The organism is Stenotrophomonas sp. AC248 (assembly GCF_979258185.1).
Genome location: NZ_OZ409840.1, coordinates 3,075,548 through 3,091,284, shown reverse-complemented (window position 1 = coordinate 3,091,284; position 15,737 = coordinate 3,075,548). Strand labels below are relative to the sequence as shown.

Genomic DNA, 15,737 nt, shown 5'->3' with positions numbered 1-15,737 from the left:
GGCTCAGGCAGGGAGGCAGTATCGACGCTGCGGGCCAGGCTCGCCACGCACAGCGATCAGGGAGTGGGCGGTTCGGGCACGCGGATGCCCTGGCGATTGATATGGAACCAGTGGCCGCCTTCCACCGGCGTGTGGCCCTCGCCGTCGGGTGTGCCGGGGCGGCAGCCATTGCAGACCTGGGCGATGCCGTCGGCGAAGGGCCAGGCGAAATCGAACGTGGCCGGGAACGCCTGCTCCAGCGCGGCGGTGAAGTAGCCAACGCGAGGGCCGATACGGCCGCGCAGCAGGCCCTCTTCAACATAGTCCGGCCCGCTGTCCCAGGTCAGCACGGCCTGGCTGCGGCCGGTACGGGTCACGTAGTGGAAGCTGCCGGCGGCATACACCGCCGCCAGCCCATCGGCATCGTAGGGGAGATCGGGCAGGACGCTGGCGGCGATCCGTGGCGCGCCATTGACCACCTCGCAGCCGGGCAACGCCCACAGGCCGTGTTCCTCGGTGAGCACCTGGCAGGCCGGTGCCTGGGCCAGCGCGGTGCCAGCCCAGGCCAGCCCGGCCGCCAGCAACAGCGGCCGCGCGTGGCGGCCCCTGCGGCGTGCGGCCGGCGTGCGTGCCGGCATCAGTTGGCGTCGGCCTTGCGCTCGAACGCCTTCGGCGTGGGCAGGTCCACCGGCACGCCCTTGGCGTCGCATGTGCCGGCCTCGCACAGGCGCTGGCGCAGGCGCGGGGTGGCCTGCACGATCATGTGGTAGATCGTGTTCTGCTCCATGGTGCCGCGGATGGCCTTGCTGCCCGGGCCGCGTGCCCAGATGCCGACGTCTTCGCCGCCATGGGTTTCACTCTTGGTCGGCACCAGCGCTTCCTGCATGTAATCGGGGTGCTCGGTGTCCACGTGGCTCAGGTCCGGGCGACCGGCGGCCGGGTCGAAGCTGCTCGGGTTGTGCGGATACACCTTCGGGCCGGCCGGCTGCTGGTTGGTGGCGCCGGTGTAGCCGGGGCCGTTGGCGTAGCTGAGCGTGGTGTAGGGCAGGCCGAGGCCGTCGCGGGCCACGTCCAGGCCGCCCACGCCGTCTTCGCCGCCCTTGTCCTTGACCTTGCCCAGGATCGGGTTGCCGCGGGCCGGGTAACCGACGAAGTTCAGGGTGTGCGAATGGTCGGCGGTGACGATGATCAGGGTGTCCTGGTCGGAGGTTGCCTCGACGGCTGCGCGCACGGCATCGGACAGGGCCACGGTATCGCTGAGGGCGCGGTACGCGTTGCCGCTGTGGTTGGCATGGTCGATGCGCGCGCCCTCGACCATCAGCACGTAGCCTTCCTTGTGCCGGGACAGGGTGCTGATGGCAGCCTTGGTCAGCTCGGCCAGGCTGGGTTCGCCGGACGGGTCGTCCTTGCGCTCGATCTCGTAACGCATGTGGTCCGGCTCGAACAGGCCCAGCAGCGCCGGGGCATTGCGCGCGGCCTGCAGCTGCTTGGCGTTCCAGACATAGGCGCCCTGCGGGTGGGCCTGCTGCCATTCGGTGACCAGGCTGCGGCCGTCCAGGCGCTGGCCGACCTTGTCGTCATACTCGGGATCGCGCTCTTCCACGGTGGTGAATTCACCGCGGCCGCCGCCCAGGGCAACCAGCGGACCACGGCCATAGCGCGCGGTGGACAGCAGCTGCTGGGCGATGTCGGTGCAGCCGGCGGCCTTGGCGGCGTCGGGCACGTCCGTGTCGTTTTCCCAGTTGCGCTCGGGCGAGTGCGCGTAGGTGGCGGCCGGGGTGGCGTGGGTCAGGCGCGCAGTGGACACGATGCCGGTGGCCATGTGCGCGCTGTCGGCCAGCTGCAGCCAGGTCAGCAGGCCCTTGTTGAGGCTGTCGGCGCAGTCGTTGCGGGTGCCGGCGCTGACGCCGATGGCGCCCATGTGGGTCTTCACGCCGGTGGTGATGGCGGTCATGGTGCCGGCCGAATCGGGGGTCTGCGAGTCGGTGTTGTAGGTCTTGCTGAACGCGGTGGCCGGGAAGCGCTCCCAGGACAGCAGGTTCTCTTCACCCGGGTTGCCGTTGCGCTGGCCTTCGAAAATGCGCGCGGCGGCGACCGTGGTGAGGCTCATTCCGTCACCCAGGAACAGGATGACATTCTTTGCCTTACCGTCCATGGCGCCGCTGCCGGCGGCACGGGCGGCCCCGCTGCGGTACCACCACTGGGGGGTTTCACCGGCCGGGTGGGCCACGGCGGGAACATCGACGGCAACCGCGCCGGGGGCCGTGGCGGCGGGGGTACCGGTGGCGCAGGCGCCGAGCAGCAGGGTGGTGGCGATGGCCGCCACCAGGGACGTGGAACGGGACATGGACGGGCATATCTCACAGGTGAATCGGGCGTTCATTATGCAGAACGGCGCAAGGCACGCCGATGACACGCTGATTTTCCGTGTGCGCCTCGTTCCGCGGGCGCGGTTGGGCTAAGGTGCCTAGCTGTCGAATTCTCTCTGGAAAGCTCATGAAGCTGGTTTCTGCGTGGTTGCGGATTCCGTTCTGGCAACGCGTGCTGGGCGGCTTCGTGCTGGGTGCGCTGGCCGGGTGGTTGCTGGGCCCGGCGGCCGAGGTCTGGTTCGGCCCGTTGGGCGACCTGTACGTGACGCTGATCAAGATGATCGCGGTGCCGCTGGTGTTCTTCGCGGTGATCAACGCAATCTCTTCGCTGCACGGGCAAAAGTCGGTGGCAGCCCTGGGCGGGCGTACGTTCCTGTGGTTCATCATCACCGCGGCACTGGCGGTCTGCGTGGGGCTGGCGGTGGGCACGATCCTGCAGCCGGGCACGGGCAACCTGAGCCTGAGCATGGACCACGGCTACACGCCGCGCGAAGTGCCCAGCGTGGTGAAGGTGCTGATGGACGTGGTGCCGTCGAACGTGTTCTACGCGCTGACCGGCATTGGCACGCGGGTGAACGCGGCCGGTGAGACGGTGCTGGCGGCGGGGCGCGGGTCGATCCTGCCGGTGATTTTCTTCGCCGGGCTGCTGGGCTTTGCGATGGTGAAGCTGGGCGACAAGGTGGCCGAGGCGCGCAAGCTGACCGGGCAGATGAGCGACATCATGATCCAGGTGACGCGCTTCGTGCTGGAGATGACGCCGCTGGGAACCTTCGGGTTGATCGCCGGGCTGGTGGGCAGTTATGGGTTCGAGAAGCTGCTGCCGTTGGGCAACTTCGTGCTGGCGCTGTACGTGGCCTGCGCGTTCCATATCGTGGTGGTGTACGGGGGGCTGCTGCTGTCGCACGGGTTGAATCCGCTGAAGTTCTTCCGCGGCGCGGCGCCGGGGATGCAGGTAGCCTTCGTGAGTTCGTCGAGCTTTGCGGCGATGCCGGCGGCGATGCGGTCGATCACGCACAATCTGGGCGTGAACAAGGATTACGCGTCGTTCGCGGTGCCGTTGGGCGCGAGCATCAAGATGGACGGCTGTGGTGCGATCTACCCCGCGTTGTGTGCGGTGTTCATCGCGCAGTACACGGGGGTGCCGTTGACGCCGGAGCAGTACATCGTGGTGTTGATCGCGTCGGTGCTGGGCAGTTTCGGTACGGCGGGCGTGCCGGGCACGGCGGTGGTGATGGCGACGGTGGTGTTGAGCGCGGCGAACCTGCCGTTGGAGACCATCGGGTATCTGTATGCGATCGACCGGATCCTGGACATGATGCGCACGATGACCAATGTGACCGGGCAGATGCTGGTGCCGGTGCTGGTGGCCAAGGAGACCGGGTTGCTGGACAAGTCGGTGTACGACAATCCATCCACCAATCTGGGCGTGGACGAGTTGGAGAAACGCGCGTCCTGAGTGTCGCGTTCGATGGTGATGAGGATGAGGATGGGCCCGCGAAAGCGGGCCTGTTTTTTTAGAAGCTGAAAGCAACTTCAACTTCAACTTCAACTTCGACAGCTCAAAGCCGGTGTCCGAGTGTTGCTGGGGTGGGTCGGCATGGGTGAGTATCCGGGACACGCCGTAAATACATCCTTGTAGGCTCCGTCGCGCCATCCATGGCGCTCAGGGTCCCGGCTACCCACCCATGCCGCCCCCTCACACTGAGTCGGTGTGCACAGGAGAGCAAGAGTTCCACTGCACGGGCACATGCATGTGCACTGCCGTTTCCCCAGTTGGCCGAAGCTCGAACGCTGGTGTTGCAATGGAGTCAGAGGATTGCCGTGCTGTTGCCTGTTGCTCTGCCCACCCACCCCAGCCCAGCTTAGGAGCACAAGGCAACCGCCGCTCTTCGCCCCCGGAGTGCGTGCGACCAACCTGACTACGCGCTGTAAACGGTGTATCAGCCGGTGTAACACAGGTGATACACCCACGAAGAACCGAGCAGCGGCGGGCTTGTGGTCGTGTGATGCGCTTGTTCAGCAGACGTTATCTCCAACGAATCTGTAACAACGCTGTTGCGGCGTTACACCCTGAGCGGCGGCGAAGGCCCGTGTTTGCTCGCGTGTGGAGTTGGCACGATTGCTGCGTTACCCCTCCGCATGTTTCGAGGAGGGCGCCATGGACAGCGTTGTTGCACACCGCACCACCACCACCACCGCACTCTGGCTGCTCGCCACCGCGCTGGCCCTGCCGATGGCCGCCCAGGCCTCCGGCGCACGCCAGGGCGTCAAAGCACAGCCCGGTGAAATCGTCCTCCTGCGCGACGTCTCCGCCCGGCCGGCCTACCGGCCCGCGCCTCCCGGCATGGCCCTCATCGCCGACCCCTCGCCCAAGCGCGAAGTCAGCCAGGCCCTGGGCACCTCCACCGGCATGGACGAACTCAGCGACGATGACTATGCATCCCTGGGCTCCAACACCGGCGCCGGCGTAACCCACACCCAGACCACCATCGAACGCGTCACCGGCACCAACGTCACCTCCACCCTGGGCAAAGTCACCGACAGCGGCATGCTCTCCGGCGGCCAGCTCAGCAACGCCATCGGCGGCCCCATGGGCGCGGTCACCGGCGCCACCCGCGGCATCGGCGACCAGGTGCGCGGCGCGCTTGCGCAGTTCCCGCTCGGCCAACCTGCGGGCGGGCCCGGCAAATGAACCGCCTGCACCGCACCCTCCTGCTGGCCACCGTCATCGCATCGCCACTGCCGCTCCACGCGCAGCAGCCCGATGACTACGCCACCATGCTCACCTACCTCAACACCAGCCGCATCGACGGCCGCGCGCTGTCCGGCGCCGACGGTGCCATCACCGTCAACATGACCGCCGGCGACCTCAACCAGCAGGCCAACCTGCTCGGCATCGCCAACGGCACCAACGCACACATTGCCATCAACGCCCGCCAGCAACACAGCGCCAACCAGGTGCTCGGCGACGGCCCGATGGATGCCAGCGCCACCATCGGCGGACAGGCACTGAGCGGCGCCCGCGGCGTCGCCATGATCAACCAGGCCAGCGGGGCCGGCAACGCGACGCTCAACGTCGTCACCGCCACGCTGGCGCAACAGGGCATACGCGAGTCGAACGACGAGGCCCTGGCCTCATCGGGGGCGCTCGTGTCAGCAGGGGGGCAGGCGGCCGTCACTCGCGGCCGGCCGGCCGGAACCCGCAGCGTGGCGGTGGAAGCCACCGCGCTGCAGGGCTTCGACGGCGTCCTGCAACTCAATCAGATCGCGGGATCCGGCAACGCCACCGCCAATCAACTGAGCATCTCGGTGCAGTCCACCCCGTGAGTAGTCACATCCACCCGATTGTCTGTGATGAGAGAGAGGGCACCATGAACACCAACATGAAACGGACCGTACTTGCGCTGGCCATTGCCGCCGCGTCTGCTTCCGCCGGCGCCAACGGCTGGGGCAACGATCGCGACAACCAGAACCAGAATGCGAACATCAACCACGTCCACAACGTGACCGAGACGCGCACCAACACCAATACCAACACCGATACGGATACCGATTCGCGTACCTGGAACCGGACCCGCAACACCACCACCAACAACAACTCCACCAGCAATACCACCGTCAACAGCAACGTCACCCGCAACCGCAACGTTACGGTGAACGAGAACAGCAACATCCAGGCTGACGAGCGCAAGGAAAAGAACAACCACGGCGTCGACGTGAACCTTGAAAAGGACATGCGCCTGAGCTCGGATGTGAACTTCTCCGGCGACCCGGAAATCACCGGCTCGATCGACCTCGATTCGGCCGCGATCGCCATCATCGACAACCGCCAGTCGATCACCAACAACAACGCCGCCAACAGCCTGGTCACCAACAGCGCCTCGATCGCCGATGACGTCGGCGCCGATGCCTCCGGCAACCTCGGCTTCAACGTGGCCGCCGGCGACAACAACGCGCAGGACAACGCCGCCTCGCTGTCCGCGGCAGACGCCTCCTTCAGCTTCGGCATGGCCGACGCCGAAGTGTTCGTCAACCAGTACGGCGCGGGCAACACCACCCTCAACTCCGGCGTGACCAACGCTGCGGGCCTGGGCGGCAATGCCTTCAGCGGCGCCTCGGGCAACATCGGTGCCAACGTCGCCTCGGGCAACAACAACGAGCAGAAGAATGCGCTCGCTGCCTCCGTGGCCACCAGTGCCTATGCCACCTCGAGCATCAGCTCCAACCAGGTATCCACCGGCAACACCGTTGCCAACGCCGGCTACCTGCGCTCCATGACCGACACCGTCAACGTCAGCCTGCGTGGGCGCGTGGCCGGTGGCACGCTCGCCGTCGGCGCCGGTACCTACAGCGGCAGCGGCAATGCGTACCAGAAGGACAACTACTACCTGGATACCTGGAATGGTGAACTCGACCATCCGAGTGGCAATGCAACCGGCCACATCGACATGGACAACGAGATCCAGAATGCAACGGCCAACCCGAACCGGGAAGGCGTGGGCGGTATCGCCTTTGATACCGATGAGAGCGGCACCAGCCGGTTCGTCGAACTCGGCGTGGCCGATCTGTATGCCAGCTTGAGCGGCACCGTGTCCACCACCCGCTGGGTGAACGTGGATGCGACCAACACCGCGGCGTTGTCCGGCAGTGCGTTCTCCGGCGCCTCCGGCAACATCGGGGTGAACGTGGCCTCCGGTACCGGCAACCTGCAGGCCAACAGTCTGGCCCTGGCAGTTGCCCAGCCGTCCACCGGGGGCGGTGGCGGCGGCACCGGCGAGTAAGTTTGTCCGTTTTCGCAAGCAGTACGCGTTGAGCGCAACAAACCCGGCCATCCGCCAATGGCCGGGCCCCCGGGGGCCCCTGTCCCATTCTCCCCCTTTGGGGCAGGGGCTCCTTCCTTATCCGGAGCCACGCCAATGTTCAAGCACGCGCTGTACGGGTCGTTGTTGCTGCTGATGCTGCCGTTCGGCGCCGCGCGTGCCGGCGATGTCGGCTTCAGTGGCGTGCTGCCCAACGGCGCGGTGCTGACCCAGCGTGTGGAAAGCATGCAGGAACGGCGCTTCCGCAACGTGGTGCGGCAACACACCGATTACAGCTGTGGCGCGGCGGCCCTGGCCACGATCCTGCGATACGCCTACCACCTGGAGGCGGACGAAGGAACGGTGATCGAAGGCATGATGGGGGTCTCGGACCCGCAACTGGTCCACCAGCGGGGGTTCTCGCTGCTGGACATCAAACGGTACGTTGAATCGATGGGCATGCGCGGACGCGGCTACCGCGTCAACGAAGAGCGCCTGCGCTCACTGCGCGTGCCCGGTCTGGTGTTGATGGATGTGCGTGGCTTCCGCCATTTCGTGGTCCTCAAGCAGGTCCGCAACGATGTGGTGGACGTGGCCGACCCGATCCTGGGCAACCGCAGCATTCCCGTCAGCGAATTTCTGCAGGCGTGGCCGTCGCGCGCCGTGTTCATCGTGATCGGGAGTGACTTCGATCGCAACACGGTGCTGCTGCAGCCCGGCGAACGGCCCAGTGCGCGCTCGCTGTATGCCCGGCAGGGGCCGATCACCGACGCGGAGTTGGTGGATTTCGGCTTCACCCATGCCGACTTGTTCTAGGAGGCACCATGAATATCGCACGCTGGACGCACGGTGTATTGCTGCTGACCCTGCTGGGGGCCCTGCCGGCACACGCCGATGAAGGACGGCCCGGCAAGGGCCTCAGTGAAATCCCCGATCCCGAGCTGAGCCTGATGCGCGGGCGCTACACGGTCAATGGCAGCAGCGTGGCGTGGTTCGGGGTGACCATGATCACCCAGTGGAACAGCGGCAACCAGGCCGCCACCAGCGCGCTCACCCTGGGCATGGATTTCCGTGCCGGCGGTGCGCCGAAGGTGAGCTTCACCCCGTCGGTGACGGTCACTGCCGCCGATGCGCCGCTGCCGGTCTCCACCGGGCGCAGCATCGATGCCAGCGGCCTGCAGAACGTGGCCGGGTTGACCCAGAGCATCCAGGTTGCCGGTGACGGCAACGTGGCCAGCAATACCACCCACCTCAACGTGCGCGACGGCGATGCACCCGCGCCGGCGGCGCAGGGCCAGCACCTGGCCAGCCTGCAGCAGGGCGGGGTCAGCGCGGTGGCGCAGCTGGACGGCAACAACGCCAAGGTGCAGCTGCAGATCGACGGCGTCGGCGCGGTACAGCAGTGGATCCGCAGCGGCAGTGTCGGGCAGAGCATCGCCCTGGGCAGCGACGGCCAGGCCGTAAGCAATCGCATGCAGATCGATCTTGTCCGGCAATCGCTGGCCAGCAACGTCCCGCTCAGCCAGAACGTGGCCCAGGCGATGACGCTGGTGCGGGGTGTCGGCATGGGTCCCGGCCAGTAGTCCCCGTGGCCGGGCAGGGGGAGTGACACCACAACGTGGACCAAGGCAATGCATACCTCGACACGCGTAACACCGCTGGCGCTGGCGGCGCTGGCACTGATGGCCGCGGCCGGCGCGCATGCGCAGGCCGCGCCGGCCGATGAGGCCGACGTCAAGGCGCTGATCGCGCAGCTGGAAACCCTCAAGGCCAACTACGCGCAGGAAGTGCGCCGGTTGCGCGAACTGGACATGCAGGTGCAGGCGATGCAGGCCCGGCTCACGGGCAAGACCGCGCCGGTGGCCGGTGCAGCCCCGCCGCCCCCGCCGCTGCCCGCCGGTACGCCCGCCGCCCCCGCCAGCGCGGACGGCTACGCCAGCAGCGCCGAAGAGGCGCAGCAGGCCAAGCAGGCCTCGCGGCGCAGCGTGGATGACGTGAAGCAGCAGCAGGCGGCGTTGTTCAGTCGCCGCTTCACCGTGGAAAACAGCCTCACCTACTCACGCTATGACCGCAAACAGGTGACGCTCAACGGCTTCCTGGCCCTGGATGCGATTTTCCTGGGTAACATCGCCATCGAGAACGTCGAGTCGGACACGCTCACCTACAACCTGGCCGCGCGCTGGGGCGTGAGCCCCCGGCTTACCCTGAACCTGGACGTGCCCTACCTGGCGCGCAAAACCGTGTTCCAGAAGGGCGGTGCCGGCGGTTCGGCCGCAGCGATCGCCCAGGAAGAAACCACCGGCAACGGCATCGGCGATGTTGGCCTGAGCGCCAACTACCGGCTGTTCGCCGAGCATGGTCGCTGGCCGGAAACGGTGCTTACCGTAGGCGCGACCGCACCTACCGGACGCGCGCCGTATGGCCTGGACTGGAAGGTGCTGGAGCGCGACGACGATGACTTCATCCGTTTCGCGGTGCCCGAACAGCAGCCCACCGGCAACGGGGTGTGGCAGGCCAACGTGGGCCTGTCGGCAGTGAAGACCGCCGACCCGGCGATCCTGTTCGCCAATATCGGCTACATCCATTCCTTCCCGCGCAGCTTCGACGACCTGGATGCCAACCCGGATACGGTCAACCCGGGCGAAGTGAAGCTGGGCGGGTCGTACTACTTCGGTGCGGGCGTGGCGTTCGCCTTCAACGAGCGCACCAGCCTGAGCATTTCCTTCAGCGACAAGCTGAGCAGCCGGGCCTCCACGCGCTACCGCGATGGCCAATGGTTCAAGGTGATCGGCAGCGACGCCAACGCTGGCACGCTGAACCTGGGCATCACTTACGCGCTGAACCGCAATACCACGCTGGTGAGTCTGCTGGGCATCGGCCTGACCCCGGACGCGCCCGATTTCACCCTCGCCTTCAAAGTGCCGTACATGCTGTGAGTGGCGGGGTGTGCGGCTCCGTTTGCGCGTGCCGGCAGCGTCGGGGCCCCTCGGCGGCCGGCAGGCCCTTGTGCAAATGTCCCCCGGCCGACGCCTGCGCGTCGGCCTCCTCCTTTATTTTGCCAAGGACCTGCCGGCCGCCAAGGGGCTCGGCTTGCGGGATGCAACGGCGCGCTCTGCTGCCGGCTGCGAAGGTCGGTGTCTTTCGGCGCGCGACAGTTGTCGGTAGATCCGCTCAGCGCAACTCGGGGAGGGCCAGCTGGTGTTTGCGGCAGAGTCGGTAGACCGTTACCCGTGAGACCTGCATGTCGCGGGCGCAGGCGGTGATGTTGAATTCGTTCTGGCGCAGCGCGTGCAGCAGCGCGTCGCGTTCGGCCGATCTGCGTGCGTCATGCAGCAGCCGCTGCGGCATCTCCAGCTGCGCCGGGACCAGTTCCAGGTCGGCGGCACTGATCAGTTCGCCGTCGGTGACGATCGCCGCGCGCTGGATGCGGTTGAGCAGTTCACGTACGTTGCCTGGCCAGTGGAAGCGTTCCAGGGCGCGCCTGGCATCGGCGCTGAAGCCGCGCGCGCGGGTGACGTGGCGGTCGCGGAAGCTCGCCAGGAAGTGCTGGGCCAGCAGCAGGATGTCGCTGCCGCGGTCGCGCAGTGGCGGTAGCGGTAGGCGCAGGACATTCAAGCGGTAGAACAGGTCGCGGCGGAACTGGCCGCGCTCCACCGCCTGTTCCAGGTCGACGTGGGTGGCGGCCAGCACGCGTACGTCCACCGCCAGCGGCTTGTTGCTGCCGACCCGTTCGATGGTGCCTTCCTGCAGCACGCGCAGCAGGTTGGTCTGCGCATCCAGTGGCAGGTCACCGATTTCATCGAGGAACACGGTGCCGCCGCTGGCGGTCTCGAACAGGCCCAGCCGGCGGTTGGCGGCGCCGGTGAAGGCGCCCCGTTCGTGGCCGAACAGTTCGGACTGGACCAACGCGGCCGGGATGGCGCCACAGTTGACGGCCAGGAACGGCCGGGCATGGCGCGGCGACAATGCGTGCAGGGCTTGGGCGGCCAGTTCCTTGCCGGTGCCGGTTTCGCCGGTGATCAGTACCGGCAGGTCGACCGGGGCGAATTTGCGGATGGCGCTGCGCGCGACCTGCAGGACGGGGCTGTCGCCGATGAGCTGCTGTGGTCCGTGCGTGGGCGGCTGCTTGGCGTCGCCAGCCAGTTGCTGGAGGCGCTGGACGATGCGGGCCAGGTCCAGCGGCGCGGCAAAGGTTTCCACGCACACGGCCAGCAGTGCCTGCAGGGCGGGCGAGGGCGGCGGGGCGCCGGCGGGCAGGATGGCCAGCAGGGTCATGTGCCGGTGTTCGTCGAGCAGGGCCTGCAGCCGGGCCAGGTTGGCCGGCAAGGCGGTGCGCAGGTCGAGCAGGCCTACCACGTGGTCACTGCCGCGCATGCCGATGGCCACGCAGTCGTCAGTGGCCACGCCACGGACCTGCCACCCTGCGGCCGCCAGGGCGGTGCGTTCGGCCGTCTGCGGGGACCCAAACCAGATTACACACCGGGCCGGAAATTCAGGGACTGCCGCCATGCGTCACCTTGTAGACGAGGATCACGGGCGGAATCTGATGCTGGTCCGGTGGCCTTGGACGTGCCGCCCCACGTCCGGGTCCGCAGCCTGGACCGACGAGGCGGGCAGGCACTTGGTTTACTGGCTGTTGCGTGTTCGACAAGAAGGACAACGCGGGTTGGGGGCGGCAGCGGCCAATAGGCGGGGTACGCAGAAGCGTGCCTTGATGCTTTCCAGGCGCAGCCGTCGGTGGATCGGGCGCTGGGCCCCCATGCCCTTTCCGACGAATGTCCTCCGGCGTCGGCCTGCGGCCGCCCCCTCCCCCTTTATTTCGCCTCCAAGGGCATGGGGGCCCAGCGCCCGACCCACCTACGGCGCCAGAAAAGCCTGGCTTCCCCTGCTTACCGCAAGCCGAGCCCCGTAGCGGCCGGTAGGCCCCTGGGCAAAATAAAGGAGGAGGCCGCCCCGCGGCCGGGGGACATTTGCGCCAGGGGCCTGCCGGCCGCTACGGGGCCCTCACGCTCGCGACCGCCCGATCGGAGGCGCCAGCCGATCCAAACGACGCCTGCACACCCGGTCACCCTCCTCGCGTCGTGCTCACTCTGCGACGGCCCTTGCAACAGACGCTCCTCTCAAATGGGAGAAGACCCAAAAAAAAACCGCTGCAGGGCAGCGGTTCTTTCGACAGACGGGCGGCGGTGACTCAGAGGTCGACGCGGCGGGCCTGCATGAACTTGGCGCTCCAGTAGCCGGTCATCAGGCTGTCCACGCGGACGTCCTTGCCGGTGCTGGGGGCGTGCAGGAAGCGGCCTTCACCGACGTAGATGCCCACGTGGTCAACCCGGCCCTTGCGGCCGAAGAACACCAGATCGCCGGCAGCCAGCGCGTTGCGGTCGTTGATCAGCTCGGCTTCGCCGTCATGGGCCATCTCGCGCGACACGCGCGGCAGTTCGATGCCCAGGGCGGTGCGGAACACGTAGCCCACCAGACCGCTGCAGTCGAAACCGCTGTCCGGCGAGGTGCCGCCCCAGCGGTACGGCGTGCCCAGCAGGGTCATCGCGCGGCGCAGCAGCGACTGCACCTTGCCGTTGTCGGCCGCGCCGCCTACAACGGCCCCGTTGGCACCACTGCTGGCGTCGTAGTTGGCGAGCAGGCGGCTCAGGTCGCCGGCGAACATCGCCGAGCGGTCCATCAGGGGAATGGTGTCGTTCGCGGCCAGATGGGGAAGCAGGGCGGCGAGGGTGGCACTGGCAGCGGCGTCGGCCTTGCTGCGGGCGGGGGCGTCAGCCTTGGGCTTTGCCACCGCGGGGGATTCGGGGGTGCTGGCGCCGGCCGAAGCGGCATCGACAGCGGTGGCCGGTGCGGTCTGAGCCCAAGCCGGAAGGCTGGCCAGGCAGAGCGCGAGGGCGAGAAAAACGGAGCGGGTGCAGCGCTGGGGGGCGGCGGTCTGGCCTTGGCTTGGCAGGTCGGCTGTCGTCACGCGGCGGTCACTTAATAAAAACGATGGGTGATGATGCCGTGTAAGCGCAGTGATTAGGTACAAATTTCGTTAATTTTTCGTTTACAAACACGTGATGCGCATCACAAATTTGACCCTTACCCCTGTTCAGCTTAGTGCAGAACGCGTTTTGCACCGGTGTAGTGGTCCTTCCAGTAGGCCCCCCCGAGCGAGTCCAGCCGGACCGTGCCGCCGGTGCTCGGAGCGTGCACGAAACGTCCTTCGCCGACGTAAATGCCCACATGTGACACGTTGCCGCGGCTGCCAAAGAACACCAGGTCACCCGGCGCCAGGCGCTTGGGTTCGATCTTCGGGCCCTGCACGGCGGCCAGGTCGCGCGAGGTCCGGGGCAGCTTGAGGTCGAGCATCTCGCGGTACACGTAGGTCACCAGGCCGCTGCAGTCGAAGCCCGACTCGGGGGTGTTGCCGCCGTACCGGTAGGGCGTGCCGACCAGGCCGATGGCGCGCATCAGCACCGCATTCGCCGCCTGCGGGTCGTTGGGAACCACGCTGGGCCAGACCTGGGTGGAGGCGGGCGGGGCGGCGGGACGGGTGGTCTTGCCGCCGCCACAGGCGCTCAACAGGGCGGTGAGGGCCAGCAGGGCCAGTCGGGTCGTGCGCGGAACTGGCGTCATGTGCAGGTTGTCCGGATAATGCGCGGCCTCAGAAGGCCGTCATGATGGCGGCGTATCCGGCGGGGAACAACCCGCCCCACCCGTCTGCCATCGGCAGCGACCAGCCAGAGTTGCGCATGAAGATCGAAAAAGACCGCGTCGTCCGTTTCCACTACACCGTTGCCGAGCAGGGCCAGGAGCCGATCGAGAGCTCCAAGGACCGTGATCCGCTGGCGATCCTGATCGGCCACGGCAACATCATCCCGGGCCTGGAAAGCGCCATGATGGACAAGGAAGCCGGCGCCACCTTCGAGGTGGACGTCAAGGCGGCCGATGCCTACGGCGAACGCCGCGAGGGCCTGACCCAGCGCGTGCCGAAGAAGCATTTCGGCACCAGCAAGCTGGTTCCGGGCCAGCAGGTCGTGCTGCAGACCAACTTCGGCCCGCGTGCGGTCACCGTTGAGAAGGTCGGCATGAGCGTGGTCGACGTCGACCTGAACCACCCGATGGCCGGCAAGGACCTGCACTTCTCGGTCGAGATCGTCGACGTGCGTGAAGCGGCGGCCGAAGAACTCGAGCACGGCCACGTGCACGGCGACGGTGGCCACCAGCACTGAGTGCTGGCCAACCCGCCTGATCCAACGGCCCGCTTCGGCGGGCCGTTGCCGTTGGGCGCCCCGCACGCTGCGTTCGTGAGCGCCAGCGCCGCCGCATAATGACCGCCTTGCCGGACGGAGTGCCTGTGAACGCTGCTTCCCCCTTCTGCAGCCGGTTGCCGCCGGCGACCGCATCGCGGTGCTGGACATCCTGCGCGGGTTCGCCCTGTTCGGCATCCTGTTGATGAACATGGAGGCCTTCAGCGGTCCGCTGGACCTGGCTTTCACCGGCATCGACCCGCACTGGCACGGCATGGACTACGCCGCTGACGCGGCCATCTACGTGCTGGTGCAAGGCAAGTTTTTCACCCTGTTCTCGCTGTTGTTCGGCGCTGGCTTTGCGATCATGGCCCAGCGTGCCGACGCGGCCCGGCGTGCGTTCACCCCGTTCTACCTGCGGCGCAGTGCGGCCCTGCTGCTGATCGGCCTGTGCCACGCGCTGCTGGTCTGGTCCGGCGACATCCTGGTGGTGTACGCGCTGGTGTCGCTGCCCCTGCTGGCCTGCCGCGAGGCCCCCACGCGCTGGTTGCCCGCGATGGGCGTGCTGACCTATCTGTGCGCGGCAGCGCTGATGCTGCTGCTGGGCCTGTTGATGGGCCTGTCGACGCACCTGGAACCGGCGGGCACGCAGGTGCGTGATGCCGTGGCCCAGGCCGGGCACACCATCGACATGCAGCGCCAGGCGTATGGCCATGGCACTTACCTGCAGGCGGTGGTGCAGCGCCTGCGTGATTTCTTCGCCCAGCTCAGCGCCGTCATCGTGGTGGGCCCGGAAGTGCTGGGCATGTTCCTGATCGGCAGCTGGTTCGCCCGCAGCGGTGCGCTGGCCACGCCGGACAATTTCGCGCGGCTGTACCGGTGGCTGCGCTGGGTCGCACTGCCGATCGGGCTGGCCATGATGGTGGCCAGTGCGCTCTGGCAGCCCTACCTGGCGCCGGGAACCTTCACCGCCGCCAGTGGTGCGGCCTTCGCGCTGAATTCGGTGGCGTCGCTGCTGATGTGTCTGGGCTACCTGGCCTGGATCGTGCAGGCACGCGCGCGGCTTGCATGGCTGGCACCGGTCGGGCGGACCGCGCTGACCCAGTACATCGCGCAGTCGCTGGTGTGCACGTGGGTGTTCTACGGCTACGGCCTGGGCGCCTTTGAACAGATGCCACGCGCCGGCCAGGTGCCGTTCGCGATGGCGCTGTTCGCGCTGCAGGTGGTGGCCAGCACGGTGTGGCTGCGCTATTTCCGCTTCGGCCCGCTGGAGTGGGTGTGGCGGGCGATGACCTACCTGCATTGGCCGCCGTTGCGACGCGCGGCTACCCCACGTTGAGCACCGTCCTCACGGC

13 protein-coding genes and 1 pseudogene are annotated in these 15,737 nt (G+C 67.4%); 9 read left to right on the top strand and 5 right to left on the bottom strand.

The window, feature by feature from the left end:
* Nucleotides 1–56: 56 nt before the first annotated feature.
* Nucleotides 57–617 carry a WG repeat-containing protein gene (locus ACZ0AE_RS14095; RefSeq protein WP_463601405.1) on the bottom strand — a complete coding sequence of 187 codons (561 nt, stop codon included), beginning with the start codon at nucleotides 615–617 and terminating at the stop codon, nucleotides 57–59.
* Nucleotides 617–2,326: an alkaline phosphatase gene (locus tag ACZ0AE_RS14090; RefSeq protein WP_447594978.1), complete on the bottom strand. Its 1,710-nt coding sequence runs from the start codon at nucleotides 2,324–2,326 to the stop codon at nucleotides 617–619. Before ACZ0AE_RS14090 ends, ACZ0AE_RS14095 begins: the two co-directional genes overlap by 1 nt.
* Nucleotides 2,327–2,475: 149 nt before the next feature.
* Here ACZ0AE_RS14090 and ACZ0AE_RS14085 point away from each other — a divergent pair, with 149 nt between their 5' ends.
* From ACZ0AE_RS14085 to ACZ0AE_RS14055, 7 genes are all read left to right on the top strand, one after another.
* Nucleotides 2,476–3,804 (top strand): dicarboxylate/amino acid:cation symporter, encoded by a 1,329-nt coding sequence (locus ACZ0AE_RS14085; protein WP_038687136.1) that lies wholly within the window; start codon nucleotides 2,476–2,478, stop codon nucleotides 3,802–3,804.
* Between the two features lie 702 nt (nucleotides 3,805–4,506).
* Nucleotides 4,507–5,040, top strand: a complete 534-nt coding sequence (locus tag ACZ0AE_RS14080; RefSeq protein WP_447594974.1) for a hypothetical protein — start codon at nucleotides 4,507–4,509, stop codon at nucleotides 5,038–5,040.
* Entirely contained in the window at nucleotides 5,037–5,675 is a 639-nt protein-coding gene (locus ACZ0AE_RS14075; protein WP_038687140.1) for a hypothetical protein, read from the top strand. The genes ACZ0AE_RS14080 and ACZ0AE_RS14075 overlap by 4 nt, the downstream gene beginning before the upstream one ends.
* Nucleotides 5,676–5,719: 44 nt before the next feature.
* Nucleotides 5,720–7,129, top strand: a complete 1,410-nt coding sequence (locus ACZ0AE_RS14070) for a hypothetical protein (RefSeq protein ID WP_038687142.1) — start codon at nucleotides 5,720–5,722, stop codon at nucleotides 7,127–7,129.
* Between the two features lie 135 nt (nucleotides 7,130–7,264).
* Entirely contained in the window at nucleotides 7,265–7,963 is a 699-nt protein-coding gene (locus ACZ0AE_RS14065) for a C39 family peptidase (RefSeq protein WP_038687144.1), read from the top strand.
* A gap of 8 nt (nucleotides 7,964–7,971) precedes the next feature.
* Entirely contained in the window at nucleotides 7,972–8,730 is a 759-nt protein-coding gene (locus ACZ0AE_RS14060) for a hypothetical protein (protein ID WP_038687146.1), read from the top strand.
* Between the two features lie 48 nt (nucleotides 8,731–8,778).
* Entirely contained in the window at nucleotides 8,779–10,083 is a 1,305-nt protein-coding gene (locus ACZ0AE_RS14055) for a hypothetical protein (RefSeq protein WP_038687148.1), read from the top strand.
* A gap of 235 nt (nucleotides 10,084–10,318) precedes the next feature.
* Here ACZ0AE_RS14055 and ACZ0AE_RS14050 read toward each other — a convergent pair whose 3' ends face one another.
* From ACZ0AE_RS14050 to ACZ0AE_RS14040, 3 genes are all read right to left on the bottom strand, one after another.
* On the bottom strand, nucleotides 10,319–11,656 hold the full coding sequence (locus ACZ0AE_RS14050; protein ID WP_463601404.1) for a sigma-54 interaction domain-containing protein: 1,338 nt from the start codon (nucleotides 11,654–11,656) through the stop codon (nucleotides 10,319–10,321).
* 682 nt (nucleotides 11,657–12,338) lie between these two features.
* Nucleotides 12,339–13,115, bottom strand: coding sequence for a C40 family peptidase (locus tag ACZ0AE_RS14045; protein ID WP_038687151.1), 777 nt, complete (start codon nucleotides 13,113–13,115; stop codon nucleotides 12,339–12,341).
* A gap of 131 nt (nucleotides 13,116–13,246) precedes the next feature.
* A complete protein-coding gene (locus ACZ0AE_RS14040) occupies nucleotides 13,247–13,774 on the bottom strand; it encodes a C40 family peptidase (protein ID WP_425598310.1) in 528 nt (175 codons plus the stop codon).
* A gap of 110 nt (nucleotides 13,775–13,884) precedes the next feature.
* Between ACZ0AE_RS14040 and ACZ0AE_RS14035 the strand changes: the two genes are divergently transcribed.
* Together ACZ0AE_RS14035 and ACZ0AE_RS14030 are read left to right on the top strand one after the other, a co-directional pair.
* Nucleotides 13,885–14,364, top strand: coding sequence for an FKBP-type peptidyl-prolyl cis-trans isomerase (locus ACZ0AE_RS14035; RefSeq protein WP_038691951.1), 480 nt, complete (start codon nucleotides 13,885–13,887; stop codon nucleotides 14,362–14,364).
* A gap of 98 nt (nucleotides 14,365–14,462) precedes the next feature.
* A pseudogene (locus ACZ0AE_RS14030) lies at nucleotides 14,463–15,721 on the top strand (DUF418 domain-containing protein).
* The last annotated feature ends 16 nt before the right edge of the window (nucleotides 15,722–15,737 follow it).